A 16,444-nucleotide genomic window follows, 5' to 3' on the forward strand; every position below is an offset into this window, starting at 1 on the left:
TATGCAAATGTTAAGTCTGATTAATCAGATTGACTGAAATGTAGCGTAAATTGTGTGGATGTAAATTGTCTTTGTTTGCTATATCATGCCGACCGATTTTTATTTCTCAACGATTGCAGGACTTGTACACCATGCCAGTGTTACACAACCGCGTTTCGAATGAGATGTTGAAAGCGCGTATGTTGGCCGAAACCGAACCGCGCACAACGATCTCTTTCTATAAGTATTTCACCATCGACGATCCACAGGCGACCCGCGATGCGCTTTACCAGGCTTTCACCGCCCTGAACGTGTTTGGTCGCGTCTATCTGGCGCGTGAGGGGATTAACGCGCAGATCAGCGTGCCGGAAAGCAAGGTCAGCGCCTTCCGCGATCTCCTTTACGGGTTTGATCCGGCGCTTAACGGCTTACGCCTGAATATTGCGCTGGATGATGACGGTAAATCATTCTGGGTGCTGCGCATGAAGGTGCGCGAGCGTATTGTGGCGGATGGCATTGACGATCCGAGCTTCAATGCTGCTAATGTGGGGGAATACCTGAAGGCCGCTGAAGTGAACGCGATGCTCGACGATCCGGATGCGGTGTTCATCGATATGCGTAACCACTACGAATATGAAGTGGGGCACTTCGAGAATGCGATGGAAATTCCTGCCGACACCTTCCGCGAGCAACTGCCGAAAGCGGTTGAGATGATGCAGGAGCATAAAGACAAAAAGATTGTGATGTACTGTACCGGGGGGATCCGCTGTGAAAAAGCCAGCGCCTGGATGAAGCACAACGGGTTTAATAAAGTCTGGCACATTGAGGGTGGGATTATCGAGTATGCCCGCCGCGCCCGTGAGCAGGGTTTACCGGTGCGTTTTATCGGTAAGAACTTTGTGTTTGATGAGCGTATGGGCGAGCGAATTTCAGAGGACGTGATCGCGCACTGCCACCAGTGCGGAACACCGTGCGATACGCATACCAACTGCAAAAACGACGGGTGTCATCTGCTGTTTATTCAGTGCCCTGCATGTGCCGAGAAGTTTAATGGCTGCTGTAGCGAGCTGTGCAGTGAAGAGAGTATGTTGCCTGAAGAAGAGCAACGTCGTCGCCGTGCCGGACGCGAGAACGGGAATAAGATCTTTAATAAATCCCGGGGCCGACTGAATACCAAACTGGGTATTCCGGACCCGGAGTAAAACACTGCCCGGCGGCTCACAAGCCTGCCGGGCCTGTTTTATGACTTCTGCTGAACGCCTTCCACCGAAATAATCAGCTCTACATCCTGCGATGCCGGGCCTAAATCCGTGGTGATATTAAAATCTTTCAGATGAATTTTGCCTGCGGCTTCAAAGCCAGCACGTTTTCCGCCCCATGGATCGTCACCCTGTCCAATTAATTTGGCATCCAGTGTGACCGGTTTTGTTACGCCGTTCAGCGTGAGATTACCGGTAATAGCGAGTTTATCACCGTCTTTCTTCACCTCTGTCGACGCGAAAGTAGCTTGCGGGAATTTGCCCACGTTCAGGAATTCAGCGCTGCGCAGATGTTTATCACGCTCGGCGTGATTAGTGTCGACGCTGTTGGTATTAATGGTGACGTTCACTTTATCGGCAGCAGGGTTTTTCTCGTCGAAAGTAAATGTGCCATCGAAATCATTGAACGTGCCATATAACCAGCTGTAACCCAGATGCTGAATACGGAAATTGACGAAGGCATGCTGGCCCTCTTTATCAATTTTATAGTCGGCGGCCAGGGCCGAACCGGTAGTAAATAACAGCGAACCTAATGCGATACCCAACAGGCGTTTTTTCATTTTATGCTCCAGAGTCAACTGACGAACGGCCAAGCATGCGCTTCAGCGTATCGTCTTTATCAATAAAGTGGTGTTTCAGGGCCGCAAGGCCATGCAGGACAGACAAGATCACTACGCTCCATGCCAGCCACAAATGAACCACACCTGCGGTGTCAGCCTGTGAACCGGCGTCAGCCAGCGTGGCTGGGACATCAAAAAGCCCAAATACGCTGATCGGTTTGCCGTCTGCGGTCGAAATGAGATAGCCGCTGATCAGAATGGCGAACAGCAGGGCATAGAGTGCGATATGCGCGCCAACAGCGCTTATGCGGGTAAGTCGGCCATGGCTTTTGGGCGCAGGAGGGGGCGGAGAGATATGTCGCCAGATCACGCGAAAAACCAGACCCATCATCAGCAGAACCCCAATGCTTTTGTGCAATTCGGGGGCCTGATGATACCAACCGTCATAATAGCTTAATGTCACCATCCAGAGGCCGAGACCAAACATGGCATAGACGGCAATTGCAAATAGCCAGTGTAAACACATGGATATTATTCCGTAGCGACGGGAGGAGTTACGCCATTGCATATGAATTTCCGTTCTCAAATGACTGAGCAATAAAAATGGACGGGTTAAATAAATAATGCAACTGAAAAAAATGAATAATGTATTTTATTTAATTTATTTCAGCGAATTTGAATGTGTTTCCGCAATGTATTTCAATCGCTTCGTTCAATAAATTTGAGGCGACGTTTTTTAAAAATATAAGTTAAATAAATTTAAAGGAGTGTCAATAAACGTCAGCGAGAACGTTCAGAAGAATACAATATAGATAACGTCAATGATCGCCAGTAGCGACCAAAGAACAATGTAGAGCATGAAATGCTCGCGGATGTTATTGATAAGGTAATTCACCAGTCTGCGCATCATGCCCCTCTCGCTAAACAGGCCCCGGTTACTCGGAGCCTGAAGAGGTATTATCGATCAAAGCGCGAGAGCGCGAAGGGCTTGAGATCAAACGAAGGCGCTTTCCCCTGAGCAAACTGGGCGGCGATTTCACCTAACACAGAGGCAAATTTAAACCCGTGACCGCTGAGCCCGGTTACGAGCAGGGTGTTGTAGTGCCCCGGCAGGGTGTCGATGATAAAGTCTTCATCCGGGGTGTTGTCGTAGGTGCACGCTGCGCCGTAAAGCAACCCGCCTACGCCCGGCAGGATATTACGCAGGAACGTGAAGGCTTCGGAACCATCCTGCGGATAAGCTCCGTACGGTTTGCGTTCTTCCGCAGAGGAAATTACCTGCCCGCCGTTATGTTTGCCAATCTTGAGCGCGTCTTTTTCCGAGGGGAAACCGTAGAACTGGTCGCCATTGGGTAACTCGCCTGTAAACGCCGGGAATTTGTTCTGGCTGCTGTAACGCCCGTCAGACTGGAACCAGGAGAAGACTTTTCGCACCGGCTGGATGGGCAGGTCCGGCAGCAGTTTCGTCACCCACGTTCCCGCACTCACCAGCAGACGCGTGGCGGTATATTCACCTTCAGAGGTGGTGACGGTTGAACCCTCTGCATGGTGGGTGATGCCCGTGACCGGACAGTTGAACAACTGCGCGCAGCCCGCTTTGGCGGCGAGATCAATCCAGGTCTTAATGGCCGTTTCGCTGTGCAGTACGCCAGAGTTGGCTTCAAACAACCCAATGTAGTCTTCAGCGACAGAAATTTCCGGCCAGCGCGCCATGATGCCGTTCGCATCCAGACGCTCGACGTCCAGGCGGTAGGCTTTCGCGCTCTCCTCGACGGTCGCCAGAAACGTGGAGCTTGCTGGCCCCAGGTTAACGACCCCGGTGCGCTCAAAAATGCGTTCTTCGGTGAGGGCGGCCAGCTCATCCCACAGCGTCTGAGCCCGAAGCACCAGCGGTACATAGCGCTCACCTTCGCCATAAGCGTGACGGATCAGACGGGTATCGCCGTGATGGCTTCCTTCAGAGTGGGGAGGACGATGGGCGTCAATCATCAGCACATTCAGACCCGCCTGCGTGGCGTAATAACCGGCGGCAGATCCTACGGAGCCGCTTCCGATAATGATCAAATCGTATTTCATAGGCTTCTCTTTACTAACGCTTTGTTAGCAGAGTAATTAACTATGTAGGCTTATACAAGAACGAAATAAATAAGGCACCGCGAGGGTGCCTGTTGAGTGAAGAGGCATAAGATTAATGCCGTTTATACTCATTTTCCTGGTAGTCGCCAGATTCTATTTTTGCGATGCCTGCTTCCAAAATAGAGATAAACTGACGGGCGACGTCTGTTGTAAGCCACAGCGTCTGTCCAACTTCCGCTTCATCACGGTTTAGCTGATTTGGGGTCTGGTAGTGCAAACGCAGCATCAGCGCATCGTAGCTGTCTACGGTGCTGATATCCCAGCCAACAAGCGGATGGGTCTGGATCACTTCACTATTCTTTTCCATTATAACCCCCTTAATGCGTGTTAGAAGACAACGACTTTGAGGTTCAATGCATGTTTTTCTGAAAGCAATTTCAGTATATCAATTAATAAGGGTTCAGCAGGAAAAAATAAACGGGTAGCAACACATTTTTCTGCTTTTTAGGATTGTTCGAACAATAAAACGCCATCTTGTTCACGATTTTCTAAGAAGATGCTGAAATATTTTGAACTTTCAGGAGACGAAACGAAAAAAAGCCGGGGCGACCCGGCAAAAAACACAATGAGGGAGCAAATTTTAATCAGTGATGAACCAGTCGTCGGCGCTTTCCCATGTTTCCTGCAAAATTTCGCTGATGCGTTCTTTGTCTTCTTTCGCACCGCCGATGACGGAAAGATGGTTTGCTGTCGCATAACGTACCGTTACGGCGCCATCGTTTTCAGGAAAAGTGCTGTTAATACGTCGGGATAGTTCACCCGCCAGAGCGTCGAGTGCGCCAGCAGGCAGGACGGTGGATTTGGCAATGGTGACTTCAATACGCATAAATGCCCCCTGTGTAATATACTGTTTATTTATACAGTTATATTGTCGGTTTGACAACAGGGGGCGACAGTTTTTTAGCGTTTTACCGTCCAGTTTACGGTTTCACCGGCCAGGAAGGGGATCAGCGTATCGTCGGTGAGCGCAATCGACGCTTCAACCTGGCTTTCTTTGCGCTCCAGCTCAATGAACGTGTCATTGATCGGCAGACCGTAGAAACGCGGGCCGTTAAGGGAGCAGAAGGCTTCGAAATGGTCTAACGCATTCATCTCTTCAAACACGGTCGCGTAACTTGCCAGGGCGGTCGGGGCGTTAAAGCAGCCTGCACAGCCGCAACTCGCCTCTTTACGGTGACGGGCATGCGGCGCGGAATCCGTGCCGAGGAACGCGCGCGGGAAGCCGCTGGCGACCAGCTCACGTAGCGCCTGCTGGTGGATGTTGCGCTTGAGGATCGGCAGACAATACAGATGTGGGCGAACGCCGCCCACCAGCATGTGGTTACGGTTAAACATCAGGTGCTGCGGGGTGATGGTGGCGGCAATCAGCTCGTTTCCATCCCGGACATACTCTGCGGCATCTTTAGTCGTAATGTGTTCAAACACCACTTTCAGCCCCGGAAGACGCTGGCGCAGCGGCTCCATGACCGTTTCGATAAAACGTGCTTCGCGATCGAAAATATCAATGTCAGCGTGGGTCACTTCCCCGTGCACCAGCAGCGGCATGCCCAGTTTTTGCATACGCTCCAGAACGGGCATGATGGCGTCGATACTGGTCACCCCATGGCTGGAGTTGGTGGTGGCATTCGCCGGGTAGAGCTTCGCGGCGGTGAACACACCTTCGTTAAACCCGCGCTCAACCTCATTGGGATCCAGCGAGTCCGTCAGGTAGCAGGTCATCAACGGGGTAAAATCGTGCCCGGCCGGAACGGCGTCAAGGATACGCTGGCGATAGGCAATCGCGGCCTCGACGGTAGTGACTGGCGGAACCAGGTTAGGCATAACAATCGCACGGCCATAAATTTCGCTGGTATACGGCACGACGGTTTTCAGCATGTCGCCATCACGAAGATGGATATGCCAGTCGTCTGGGCGGCGGATTTTGAGAACCTGGGATTGTACAGTCATGGAAGCTCCGGCTTGAAAGAGATCAGTCATAAGATGGCTGTTTTTGCCGGACACAAATCATAAGCGGAAACGTTTTCGTTTGCACACTATTCCGTTAAAAAAAACGGGCGCCTGAGCGCCCGGAGTATTTAGTCGGTGAAAGGGATGATGATTTCACCCGGTTTCACCTCTATCCCTTTGGCATATTTTTTCGCCAGAGATTCACCTTTGCTTTTGTCTTCGCTCAGAACATAGGCAGGCTGTTGGTTAAAGTAGTTCTGCAACGACTGGTTGAGATACGGCATCAGCGTTTGCAGCACCGGTTTCATTTTATCCGGCGTTACAACCGCATCGACGATTTCCATCTCTTGCAGGAAAATTGCCCCTTTCTCTTTATTAAAGACCGGCAGCGCCTTGAGCTTCAGCTTGATATCCGCTTTCTGATTGCCGAAGAGCGAGGTCATATCGAGGCTGGCATCGCCGGAAAGGGTGACTTTGTTAGGCTCCTCGCGACCAATCTGGCTGGCGAGATTCGTCAGGACGATATGCGCATCCGCAAGGCCGGGCACGCCGATATCTTTTGAAAAGTTATTATGTTTTTCCAGCGCCTGATTAATTTCCTGCTCACTGACGGTGTACTGCGTAAGCTGGTTACATCCCACCAGCAGACCACTGACAATTAACGCAGCGGCAATAACGATCTTTTTCATGGCGTTCCTCAACATAAAATCGGCGCATCTGTCCTGATACGCCAGTATGTCAGGGTGATCCTACAGAAACCAGCAGAAAAAACTGATAATGCAAGAGGTCAGGCGCCAGGCTCCAGCATCCCGCGGGTGCTGCGTTTATCACTGAACTGCCACCAGAGGGCAATCAGCGTCATAAAGCCGACCATGCCGAGCATGACCCACGGCAGCTCCGGCTGATGGAGCGCTTTTCCGGCATCAAACAGCCAGCCGCCACCGGTGTAACCCAGCGCGCCGCCAAGCACCAGCCCGAGACGGCTGAAGCCCATGTAGCTGCCCCGGGCCCGGGCGTCGGCAAGTGACGCGCTCAGCGTTTCACGGGCTGGCTCGGCAATGATTGAGCCAATATAGAAGGTGCAGATCAGCATAAACAGCTGCTGAAGCGAACTTACCAGACCGATGGGCATCATGCTCAGCGTCATCAGCAACAGCCCGGCCATCAGACGGTGCTCAAGCCGGAAACGGCGCTCGCTCCAGCGGGCAATTGGATAGAGCAGAGTCAGTGAGAGGCAGGCCTCTATGGCATACATCCATTTCACCGCTGCCGGCGTGCCGGCAATATCGTTAACCATAATGGGCAGCATCAGCATGACCTGCACGGCGAGCATGTAGTAGCCGGTCAGGGTTAACACATAGGTGACGAAGCGTTTATCGCTCAACACACGGTCAAGCCCTTCCCGCACAGGTGCTTTCACCGTCGACAGCTTCCATGCGGGCAGAAACAGACCGTTAAACAGCGCGCAGAGAATAAACAACACCGCGCCGGTGGCGCAAACCAGGCGGAAATCGTATTGCAGCAGCCAGCTTCCCAGCAGGGCGCCCACTACCGCGCCAGCGCTGTCCTGCATCATCAAAATCGAGAAGAAGCGCCCCCGATGTTGCGGACGGATAAGCTTAACCACCAGCGCGGTACGCGGTGGGTCGAAAAGGGTGCCGCCAATCCCGGAAAGGAAACAGGAGAACCACAGCAGCCAGGGTTCATGAGCGATTGCCATGGTGGCGAATCCCGCCGCACGTAACAGCATGCCGGTGACGATCATCGGTTTCGCGCCGAAGCGGTCAGCTATTGCGCCGCCAAACACGCCCAGACCCTGTTGTACAAACTGGCGTAGACCCAGCGCGATCCCGACCATCAATGCCGCCCAGCCCATTTGATCGACAAAACGAATTGATATAAGCGGAAAAACGACAAAAAAGCCGAGCACGACCAGCATGTTATCGACGAGCAGGAAATATTTACCCAGGCTCCTGGCCTGTGATACGCGGGACATTTTCCCTCCAGGGAAAATAAAAGGTGAGCACGCTAACATTCTGCGGTGTCGCCGCTCTTTTTCCCATACCCGCTGGCGACAATATTTTTTTATCAAAAAGGTGCTTTGATAGAGAGTTCTCATCGAAAAATGTGAAAAGCGATCAAAATGGTATGTCACTGTTTTCACAGAAGGCGCAGGCACAGGTATAGTAAAGCTAACAGGCAGAGCAGAAGCGACGGGAAGGAGTGGTAACGATGTTTGGCTATCGCAGTAATGTGCCAAAAGTGCGTCTGACGACGGACAGGCTGGTCGTTCGTCTGGTGCATGAGCGTGATGCCTGGCGTCTGGCGGATTATTACGCCGAGAATCGCCAGTTTTTAAAACCCTGGGAACCCGTTCGGGACGAGAGCCACTGCTACCCCTCTGGCTGGCAGGCGCGCCTCAGTATGATTGCGGAATTTCATAAACAGGGAAGTGCGTTTTATTTCGCGCTTCTCGATCCGGAAGAGAAAGAGATCGTTGGCATTGCCAATTTTTCAAACGTGGTACGCGGGTCGTTTCACGCCTGCTATCTCGGGTATTCCATCGGCCAGAAATGGCAGGGACAGGGGCTCATGTTTGAGGCGCTGACGGCGGCGATTCGCTACATGCAGCGCACGCAACATATCCATCGCATTATGGCTAACTACATGCCGCACAATAAGCGCAGCGGCGATCTGCTGGCCCGCCTGGGGTTTGAGAAAGAAGGCTATGCCAAAGATTATCTGCTGATTGACGGCGAGTGGCGGGACCATGTGCTCACCGCGCTCACCACGCAGGAGTGGACCGCGGGTCGTTAAGGAGAAAAGATGAAATATCAGTTAAATGGCGCCGAAGCGCGCGTGATCGGCTGCCTTCTGGAAAAGCAGGTCACCACGCCGGAACAGTATCCTCTGTCCGTGAATGCCGTCACGATGGCCTGCAACCAGAAGACGAACCGTGAGCCGGTGATGAACCTTGGCGAGCACGAGGTGCAGGATATCCTTGATGAGCTGGTGAAGCGCCACTACCTGCGCACCGTCAGCGGCTTCGGTAACCGCGTCACTAAATATGAACAGCGCTTTTGTAATTCTGAATTTGGCGATTTAAAACTCAGCGCTGCGGAAGTGGCTGTTATCACCACGTTGCTGCTGCGCGGGGCGCAGACGCCGGGGGAACTGCGCACACGCGCCTCCCGCATGCATGAGTTTCAGGATATGCAGGACGTTGAACAGACGCTGGAGGGATTAGCCTCACGCGAGGACGGTCCCTACGTGGTGCGTCTGCCCCGCGAACCGGGCAAGCGTGAAAGCCGCTACATGCACCTGTTTAGCGGCGACGTGGAGCCCTCTGCGCTGGCCGTCGTATCCGACACGCCAGCATCAAACGAAAGCCTGACCGCGCGCGTGGCAGCCCTGGAAGACGAGGTTGCCGCGCTGAAGCAGCGTCTGGATGCGTTACTCGCACATCTGGGAGATTAATCGTGACAACATTACGCATTGGTGTTGTGGGGCTGGGAGGGATTGCGCAAAAAGCCTGGCTGCCCGTTTTAGGCGCCGCGTCAGACTGGACGCTGCAAGGGGCGTGGTCTCCCACCCGCGAGAAAGCAGAGCGCATCTGCAAAACCTGGCGCATCCCTTATGCCGGTTCGCTACAGGATTTAGCCCGTGAATGTGATGCGGTATTTGTGCATACCTCAACCGCGACGCACTACCAGGTGGTGAGCGAGTTGCTGAATGCAGGCGTTCACGTCTGCGTGGATAAACCCCTGGCGGAAAATGTACAGGATGCTGAGCGACTGATTGAGCTGGCCGCGCGTAAAAAGCTGACGCTGATGGTCGGCTTCAACCGCCGTTTTGCGCCGCTCTATCAGCAGCTTAAAGCGCAGTCCGGCTCGTTCGCCTCTCTGCGTATGGATAAGCACCGTACCGACAGCGTGGGGCCGAGCGATCTGCGCTTCACGCTGCTGGATGATTATCTCCACGTCGTGGATACGGCCCTGTGGCTGAGTAACGGAAAAGCCCAGCTGCAAAGCGGCACGCTGTTGACCAACGAGCAGGGTGAGATGGTTTACGCCGAACATCATTTTGCCGTTGAGCATTTGCAGGTGACGACCAGCATGCATCGTCGGGCGGGCAGCCAGCGCGAGTCCGTGCAGGCCGTTACGGATGGCGCGCTGTATGACGTCACCGATATGCGAGAGTGGCGGGAAGAGAAGGGCAATGGCGTGGTTGCGTTACCCGTTCCCGGCTGGCAGAGCACCCTGGAACAGCGTGGCTTTGTGGGCTGCGCGCGTCACTTCATCACCTGCGTGCAGAATCAGACGGTTCCTGAAACGTCCGGGGAGCAGGCCATTCTGGCGCAGCGCATCGTGGAACGACTCTGGCGCGAAGCCATGTCGGAATAACTCGCTGTAACATCTGCCGATAGTAATTCGTTGAAATCCGGTTAGACTAAGCGCCGCTTGTTGGCTTTGCCGGGTGGCGCTTTCGCTTATCCGTCCTGGAAATCCGTAGGGTTGTGGAACTTCACGTTAATGAACTTATTAAAATCGCTGGCGGCCGTCAGCTCGATGACCATGTTTTCCCGCGTGCTTGGCTTTGCGCGCGATGCCATTGTGGCAAGGGTTTTTGGCGCAGGGATGGCGACTGACGCCTTTTTCGTTGCGTTCAAGCTGCCGAACCTGCTGCGCCGTATTTTTGCCGAAGGGGCTTTCTCACAGGCATTTGTCCCGATCCTTGCGGAATATAAAAGCAAGCAGGGCGAAGATGCCACCCGCGTCTTTGTGGCTTACGTTTCCGGTTTACTGACGCTGGCGCTGGCGATCGTGACCGTCCTGGGCATGCTGGCAGCGCCCTGGGTAATCATGGTAACGGCACCGGGCTTTGCCGACACGGCGGATAAATTTGCCCTGACGACGCAACTGCTGCGGATAACCTTCCCCTATATTCTGCTGATTTCGCTGGCGTCGCTGGTGGGTGCCATCCTGAATACCTGGAACCGCTTCTCCGTGCCGGCCTTTGCCCCCACGTTCCTTAATGTCAGCATGATTGGCTTTGCGCTGTTCGCCGCGCCGCATTTTAACCCACCGGTGCTGGCGCTGGCCTGGGCCGTGACCGTCGGCGGGGTGTTACAGCTTGCTTACCAGCTTCCGCACCTGAAAAAGATCGGCATGCTGGTTCTGCCGCGCATTAGTTTCAAAGATGCGGGCGCAATGCGCGTTATTAAACAGATGGGACCGGCGATACTCGGCGTGTCCGTCAGCCAGATCTCGCTGATCATCAATACCATCTTCGCCTCTTTCCTGGTGTCGGGCTCGGTGTCCTGGATGTACTACGCCGATCGTCTGATGGAGTTTCCATCAGGGGTGCTGGGCGTGGCGCTGGGGACTATTCTGCTGCCGTCGCTGTCGAAAAGTTTCGCCAGCGGAAACCACGATGAATACTGCCGCCTGATGGACTGGGGACTGCGTCTCTGTTTTCTGCTGGCATTGCCAAGCGCGGTGGCGCTGGGGATCCTGGCAAAACCGCTGACGGTGTCGTTGTTCCAGTATGGAAAATTCACCGCCTTTGATGCCGCCATGACCCAGCGTGCACTGGTAGCCTACTCGGTGGGGCTGATGGGGCTGATCGTCGTGAAGGTGCTTGCGCCCGGTTTCTATTCACGTCAGGACATCAAAACGCCGGTTAAGATTGCCATTGTGACGCTGATTATGACGCAGCTGATGAACCTCGCGTTTATTGGACCGCTGAAACACGCGGGGCTGTCATTGTCGATTGGTCTGGCGGCCTGTCTGAACGCCGGGCTGCTGTACTGGCAGCTGCGCAAGCAGGATATCTTCACACCGCAGCCGGGCTGGGCAAGCTTCCTGCTGCGTCTGGCGATCGCGGTAGTGGTGATGGCGGCTGCGCTGGTTGGCATGTTGTATGTCATGCCTGAATGGGCGCAGGGCACCATGCCTTACCGCCTGATGCGTCTGATGGCCGTGGTGGCGGTCGGGGTGGTGGCGTACTTTGCCACGCTGGCGGTGCTTGGCTTCAAGGTGAAAGAATTCGCCCGCCGCACGGTATAAACGTCAAAAGGGGAGTTCACCAGAAGGTGCTCCCCGCTTCATGACGTGCCGCTACTGCGTCAAATCGAAATCTTTTTCCCGCCCGTGATACGTGCCGTGGCCGTCTGACCATCCGCACCGTACAGCCCCGGCTCTTTATAGGGCTTTAACACCTCAAGCGCCTGCTGATTACGGATAATCTGACCTTCCAGCAGCCAGCCGTTATGCTGGTTGAGATCGCGAAGATGCTGGGTTTTTTCTGTAATGGTCTGCCAGCGTTCGTTGATCTCATCATTGGCGCTGCGTTTCGCGTCTTGCTCAGCGCGTCGCTGTTTTTCCAGATAATCCAGGGTCGCCAGCAGCGAGCTTTTATCTTCAGTTATGCGTTGCAACGCGCTGCCGTTGATTTGACCAGAAGAGAGGTGGTGCTGTTCGGCATCCATCACCGTTTTCAGGTCGTTCAGGACCACCGTCATCTGATCCAGTATTTCTGACAGTCGACTCATACGGTTAGTTACTCTGGAGGAAACTCTGTGCGTCCTGAATCAGCGCATCAGCGATTTTGCTGGTATCCATTTTCAGTTCGCCGTTACGGATAGCCGTTTTCAGCGCTTCAACACGTTCCATGTTGATATCGCTGCTGCCTGGCTGCATCAGCTTCGACTGCGCATCGCTCAGCGTGACGCTGGTGCTGTTAGCCGTCGACGTTTTTTCCAGACGCGTTTTTTGCGGGGCAGCCTCATTCGTTTCGCGAGGTTGTACAGTGCTAACCGGCTTCAGGGCTGATGTACGATCAATGCTCATAGTGTTGTCCTCATCGAGGGTTCGCGGCGTTTGCGCCTGACATCATCATTTGTTGAATATTTATCGGCAGTCGCCGCGAAATCTTTAAAAAGATTACAGGTTAATCAGAATATTCCCATCAGGACCGACCGTGCCGCTGACCACCTGGCCTGAGGACATTCTGACCCGGGCATTTTGCGCCACTGCGGCATTATTCAGCGCTTTTCCTTCGCTGTTGATACTAAACCCTTCGCCATTGGCGACCACCATCACCTGTTGTCCCGCTTTCACCCGCCATGCCTGGCGCAGCATGGATAGCTGTATCGCCTGTCCAGGGGCGACATCGCGCAGGCTGACCGCCTCCTGAGCCTGGTTAATGTCCAGCATCGTCCGCGGTGGAAGCTGATCCAGACGGCCTCGCTTCAGCGTTACGCTGTCAGGTTGCAGCAGGCTACCTCGCGGAATCGGAACGGCGGCGACAACATAATTGCCCGTCGCCTGTACCGCAACCTGTAAATACCGTTTTTCATTGGCGCAACGCGCCAGCACGTTCACGTTACCCCATAACTTTGTGCTGCCGGTCACGCTAAATGACGGGGCTTCGCAGGAAGGGTAAAGGTTAGGCGGGGTGCGCACGGTCACGCGTACGTCATCGCTGAAACCGGCCAGCTTCTGCGCAAAGAATGCATTGAGCTGGTCCTCTAACCCCTCCGCCTGCAACAGAGGGCTCAAAAGCAACAGGGTCGCCGCCAGGCCACGTTTAAAAGTCCGCATCGCACGTTCCACCATGTCCAGAATTAAGCAAATTCTACCCGCAGTGGTTTTCCATCAACGCAACAAATAGCGACGCATTTTGCGCTTATTCCGTCGATAAGGGAGACGCCTTGAGATTTAAGCTGTGAACTGAAATTTTCTCATCAGCGGAGGAGACATGCTCGATAAACTCGACGCCGCGTTACGTTTTCAGCAGGAAGCGCTCAATTTACGCGCCCAGCGGCAGGAGATTTTAGCCGCCAATATCGCCAACGCGGATACCCCCGGGTATCAGGCGCGCGATATTGATTTTTCCAGTGAACTCAAAAAAGTGATGGAGCGTGGACGTGCCGAAGGAACGGGTGTCTCACTGGCCCTGACATCCTCACGTCATATTCCCGCTCAGGCGATGACCGCGCCAACGACCGACCTGCTTTACCGTATTCCCGATCAGCCCTCGCTTGATGGTAACACCGTCGACATGGACCGGGAGCGCACACAGTTTGCCGATAACAGCCTGCAATACCAGACAGGCCTGACGCTACTCGGCGGGCAAATTAAAGGCATGATGACCGTCCTACAGGGGGGCAATTAGTAAATGGCCTTGCTGAATATTTTTGATATCGCCGGTTCGGCATTAACGGCGCAGTCTAAACGACTGAACGTGGCCGCCAGTAACCTGGCCAACGCCGACAGCGTGACCGGCCCTGACGGGCAACCGTATCGCGCTAAACAGGTTGTCTTCCAGGTTGATGCTGCACCGGGTGCGGCAACGGGCGGCGTAAAAGTGGCGGACGTGGTTGAGAGCCAGGCACCCGACAAGCTGGTTTACGAGCCAGGCAACCCGCTCGCGGATGCCAGCGGCTACGTGAAAATGCCGAACGTGGATGTGGTCGGGGAGATGGTGAACTCCATGTCCGCGTCGCGCAGCTACCAGGCAAACGTCGAAGTGCTTAATACCGTGAAGAGCATGATGCTCAAAACACTCACTCTCGGCCAGTAAAGGAGACACGCATGTCCATCGCCGTAAACGTGAATGACCCGACAAATACCGGCGTCAATAGCACCAGCAGTGCGACCGGTTCCAGCTCTCTCACCGGGAGCAATGCCTCCGATTTACAGAGCAGCTTCCTGACCCTGCTGGTGGCGCAGCTGAAAAATCAGGACCCGACCAATCCGATGCAGAACAACGAACTGACCACGCAGCTTGCGCAGATCAGTACCGTCAGCGGCATTGAGAAACTGAACACCACGCTCGGCTCGGTCTCCGGTCAAATCGATAATAGCCAGTCCTTGCAGGCCGCCAACCTGATCGGTCACGGGGTGATGATCCCGGGGACCACGATTCTGGCGGGCACCAGCACTACCGATGGCACGTCCACCACCACCACGACGCCGTTTGGCGTTGAGTTGCAGCAGCCGGCCGACAAAGTCACCGCCACCATCAAAGACGCCAGCGGCAACGTGGTGCGCACGATTGAGATTGGCGAGCTTAAAGCGGGCGTTCATACCTTTACCTGGGATGGCAGCCTGACCGACGGCACTAAAGCGCCTAACGGCTCGTATCAGGTTGCGATTAGCGCCAGCAACGGCACCACTCAGCTGGTGGCTCAGCCGCTACAGTTTGCCCTGGTTCAGGGCGTCATCAAAGGTAGCGATGGTAACAAACTGGATTTGGGTACCTCCGGTACCACCACACTCGACGAAGTTCGGCAGATTATCTAAGCCTTCATACTTATCAGGAGTAAGTCATGGCCTTTTCTCAAGCGGTCAGCGGCCTGAATGCTGCGGCCACCAACCTGGACGTCATTGGCAACAACATCGCCAACTCCGCGACCTATGGTTTTAAATCCGGTTCTGCGTCTTTTGCAGATATGTTTGCAGGCTCTAAAGTGGGCCTGGGCGTGAAGGTGGCGGGTATCACCCAGGACTTCACCGACGGGACGACCACCAACACCGGTCGCGGTCTGGACGTCGCCATCAGCCAGAACGGTTTCTTCCGTATGGTGGATGCCAACGGTTCCGTATTCTACAGCCGCAACGGCCAGTTCAAGCTGGATGAAAACCGCAACCTGGTGAACATGCAGGGGCTTCAGTTAACCGGTTATCCGGTTGCCGGCACGCCGCCTACGGTGCAAACCGGTGCGAATCCGCAGGCGATCTCCATCCCAACGACGCTGATGGCGGCGAAGTCCACCACCACGGCCTCTCAGCAGATCAACCTGAACTCCACCGATACCGCACCAACCGTCGCCTTCGACCCGGCCAACCCTGACTCTTACAACAAGAAAGGCACCGTGACGGTGTTTGACAGCCAGGGTAATGCGCACAACATGAACCTGTTCTATGTCAAAAACGCGACGCCAGCTAACTCCTGGAAGGTGTATTCCCAGGACGGCAGCGTAGCGGGAGATGCAGCGAAACTGGCAACCACGCTGACCTTTAACGCGAGCGGCGTGCTGACGGGTGGCGATGATATCAAGATCACAACGGGCACCGTTCCGGGCGCGACGCCAGCCACGTTTGACATGAGTTTCGCCAACTCCATGCAACAGAATACCGGTGCGAACAACATCGTGGCGACCAGCCAGAACGGTTATAAGCCGGGCGATCTGGTGAGCTACCAGATCAACGATGACGGTACCGTTGTCGGTAACTATTCGAACGAACAGACCCAGGTGCTGGGCCAGATCGTGCTGGCAAACTTCGCCAACAACGAAGGCCTGAAATCCGAAGGGGACAACGTCTGGTCTGCCACGCAGTCTTCCGGTGTTGCCCTGCTGGGTACTGCGGGTTCCGGTAACTTCGGCACGCTGACCAACGGCGCGCTGGAAGCCTCTAACGTCGATCTGAGCAAAGAGTTGGTGAACATGATCGTCGCGCAACGTAACTACCAGTCCAACGCGCAGACCATCAAAACCCAGGATCAGATCCTTAACACGCTGGTTAACCTGCGTTAAGCAGCTGACGGGAAAGCGCA

General features: G+C 54.5%; 21 protein-coding genes. 9 read left to right on the forward strand and 12 right to left on the reverse strand.

What is annotated here, in order from left to right; translation table 11 throughout:
* Positions 1–131 precede the first annotated feature (131 nt).
* Positions 132–1,181, forward strand: a complete 1,050-nt coding sequence (locus ACOTXD_RS11230; protein WP_003858018.1) for a rhodanese-related sulfurtransferase — start codon at positions 132–134, stop codon at positions 1,179–1,181.
* Positions 1,182–1,219: 38 nt separating this feature from the next.
* Here the strand turns inward: ACOTXD_RS11230 and ACOTXD_RS11235 are convergent, their stop codons facing one another.
* The 9 genes from ACOTXD_RS11235 to mdtH all read right to left on the reverse strand — a co-directional run bounded on the left by ACOTXD_RS11235 (position 1,220) and on the right by mdtH (position 7,877).
* Positions 1,220–1,798, reverse strand: a complete 579-nt coding sequence (locus ACOTXD_RS11235) for a YceI family protein (protein ID WP_022650779.1) — start codon at positions 1,796–1,798, stop codon at positions 1,220–1,222.
* A gap of 1 nt (position 1,799) precedes the next feature.
* The gene (locus ACOTXD_RS11240) at positions 1,800–2,366 is read right to left on the reverse strand and encodes a cytochrome b (RefSeq protein WP_003858015.1); all 567 of its coding nucleotides are present in this window, start codon (positions 2,364–2,366) and stop codon (positions 1,800–1,802) included.
* Positions 2,367–2,591: 225 nt separating this feature from the next.
* Positions 2,592–2,705, reverse strand: a complete 114-nt coding sequence (locus ACOTXD_RS11245) for a YceO family protein (protein ID WP_003858014.1) — start codon at positions 2,703–2,705, stop codon at positions 2,592–2,594.
* 50 nt (positions 2,706–2,755) lie between these two features.
* Positions 2,756–3,874, reverse strand: coding sequence for an N-methyl-L-tryptophan oxidase (gene solA / locus ACOTXD_RS11250; RefSeq protein WP_061856372.1), 1,119 nt, complete (start codon positions 3,872–3,874; stop codon positions 2,756–2,758).
* Positions 3,875–3,986: 112 nt separating this feature from the next.
* Positions 3,987–4,241: a biofilm formation regulator BssS gene (bssS, locus tag ACOTXD_RS11255; RefSeq protein WP_003858012.1), complete on the reverse strand. Its 255-nt coding sequence runs from the start codon at positions 4,239–4,241 to the stop codon at positions 3,987–3,989.
* Positions 4,242–4,514: 273 nt separating this feature from the next.
* The gene (dinI, locus tag ACOTXD_RS11260) at positions 4,515–4,760 is read right to left on the reverse strand and encodes a DNA damage-inducible protein I (protein ID WP_003858011.1); all 246 of its coding nucleotides are present in this window, start codon (positions 4,758–4,760) and stop codon (positions 4,515–4,517) included.
* Between the two features lie 74 nt (positions 4,761–4,834).
* Complete coding sequence (gene pyrC, locus ACOTXD_RS11265) at positions 4,835–5,881, reverse strand: dihydroorotase (protein WP_023315804.1); 1,047 nt, start codon at positions 5,879–5,881, stop codon at positions 4,835–4,837.
* A gap of 128 nt (positions 5,882–6,009) precedes the next feature.
* Positions 6,010–6,570 (reverse strand): lipoprotein, encoded by a 561-nt coding sequence (locus ACOTXD_RS11270; RefSeq protein ID WP_023305855.1) that lies wholly within the window; start codon positions 6,568–6,570, stop codon positions 6,010–6,012.
* A gap of 98 nt (positions 6,571–6,668) precedes the next feature.
* Positions 6,669–7,877 carry a multidrug efflux MFS transporter MdtH gene (gene mdtH / locus ACOTXD_RS11275; RefSeq protein ID WP_061856373.1) on the reverse strand — a complete coding sequence of 403 codons (1,209 nt, stop codon included), beginning with the start codon at positions 7,875–7,877 and terminating at the stop codon, positions 6,669–6,671.
* A 236-nt stretch (positions 7,878–8,113) separates the two neighbouring features.
* Between mdtH and rimJ the strand changes: the two genes are divergently transcribed.
* The 4 genes from rimJ to murJ all read left to right on the forward strand — a co-directional run bounded on the left by rimJ (position 8,114) and on the right by murJ (position 11,949).
* The gene (rimJ, locus tag ACOTXD_RS11280; RefSeq protein WP_003858007.1) at positions 8,114–8,698 is read left to right on the forward strand and encodes a ribosomal protein S5-alanine N-acetyltransferase; all 585 of its coding nucleotides are present in this window, start codon (positions 8,114–8,116) and stop codon (positions 8,696–8,698) included.
* 9 nt (positions 8,699–8,707) lie between these two features.
* Positions 8,708–9,358, forward strand: a complete 651-nt coding sequence (locus tag ACOTXD_RS11285) for a YceH family protein (RefSeq protein ID WP_045350125.1) — start codon at positions 8,708–8,710, stop codon at positions 9,356–9,358.
* A 2-nt stretch (positions 9,359–9,360) separates the two neighbouring features.
* Positions 9,361–10,284: a Gfo/Idh/MocA family protein gene (locus tag ACOTXD_RS11290; RefSeq protein WP_032658019.1), complete on the forward strand. Its 924-nt coding sequence runs from the start codon at positions 9,361–9,363 to the stop codon at positions 10,282–10,284.
* Positions 10,285–10,413: 129 nt separating this feature from the next.
* Positions 10,414–11,949, forward strand: a complete 1,536-nt coding sequence (gene murJ, locus ACOTXD_RS11295) for a murein biosynthesis integral membrane protein MurJ (protein WP_023324447.1) — start codon at positions 10,414–10,416, stop codon at positions 11,947–11,949.
* A 59-nt stretch (positions 11,950–12,008) separates the two neighbouring features.
* Here the strand turns inward: murJ and flgN are convergent, their stop codons facing one another.
* The 3 genes from flgN to flgA all read right to left on the reverse strand — a co-directional run bounded on the left by flgN (position 12,009) and on the right by flgA (position 13,485).
* Entirely contained in the window at positions 12,009–12,434 is a 426-nt protein-coding gene (flgN, locus tag ACOTXD_RS11300) for a flagella biosynthesis chaperone FlgN (RefSeq protein ID WP_003858003.1), read from the reverse strand.
* A 4-nt stretch (positions 12,435–12,438) separates the two neighbouring features.
* On the reverse strand, positions 12,439–12,732 hold the full coding sequence (flgM, locus tag ACOTXD_RS11305) for a flagellar biosynthesis anti-sigma factor FlgM (protein WP_003858002.1): 294 nt from the start codon (positions 12,730–12,732) through the stop codon (positions 12,439–12,441).
* A 93-nt stretch (positions 12,733–12,825) separates the two neighbouring features.
* Positions 12,826–13,485 carry a flagellar basal body P-ring formation chaperone FlgA gene (gene flgA / locus ACOTXD_RS11310; protein ID WP_032610198.1) on the reverse strand — a complete coding sequence of 220 codons (660 nt, stop codon included), beginning with the start codon at positions 13,483–13,485 and terminating at the stop codon, positions 12,826–12,828.
* Between the two features lie 157 nt (positions 13,486–13,642).
* Between flgA and flgB the strand changes: the two genes are divergently transcribed.
* Genes flgB through flgE form a run of 4 tightly spaced genes read left to right on the forward strand, consistent with a single transcriptional unit; the run spans position 13,643 to position 16,424 of the window.
* Positions 13,643–14,059: a flagellar basal body rod protein FlgB gene (flgB, locus tag ACOTXD_RS11315; protein WP_003857999.1), complete on the forward strand. Its 417-nt coding sequence runs from the start codon at positions 13,643–13,645 to the stop codon at positions 14,057–14,059.
* Between the two features lie 3 nt (positions 14,060–14,062).
* Positions 14,063–14,467, forward strand: a complete 405-nt coding sequence (gene flgC, locus ACOTXD_RS11320) for a flagellar basal body rod protein FlgC (protein ID WP_003857997.1) — start codon at positions 14,063–14,065, stop codon at positions 14,465–14,467.
* An 11-nt stretch (positions 14,468–14,478) separates the two neighbouring features.
* A complete protein-coding gene (gene flgD / locus ACOTXD_RS11325) occupies positions 14,479–15,189 on the forward strand; it encodes a flagellar hook assembly protein FlgD (RefSeq protein WP_003857994.1) in 711 nt (236 codons plus the stop codon).
* Positions 15,190–15,215: 26 nt separating this feature from the next.
* Entirely contained in the window at positions 15,216–16,424 is a 1,209-nt protein-coding gene (gene flgE, locus ACOTXD_RS11330) for a flagellar hook protein FlgE (RefSeq protein WP_003857992.1), read from the forward strand.
* The last annotated feature ends 20 nt before the right edge of the window (positions 16,425–16,444 follow it).

Origin of the sequence: Enterobacter cloacae complex sp. CDL013 (assembly GCF_049238805.1) — a bacterium.
GTDB classification, from domain to species: Bacteria; Pseudomonadota; Gammaproteobacteria; order Enterobacterales; family Enterobacteriaceae; genus Enterobacter; species Enterobacter hormaechei_C.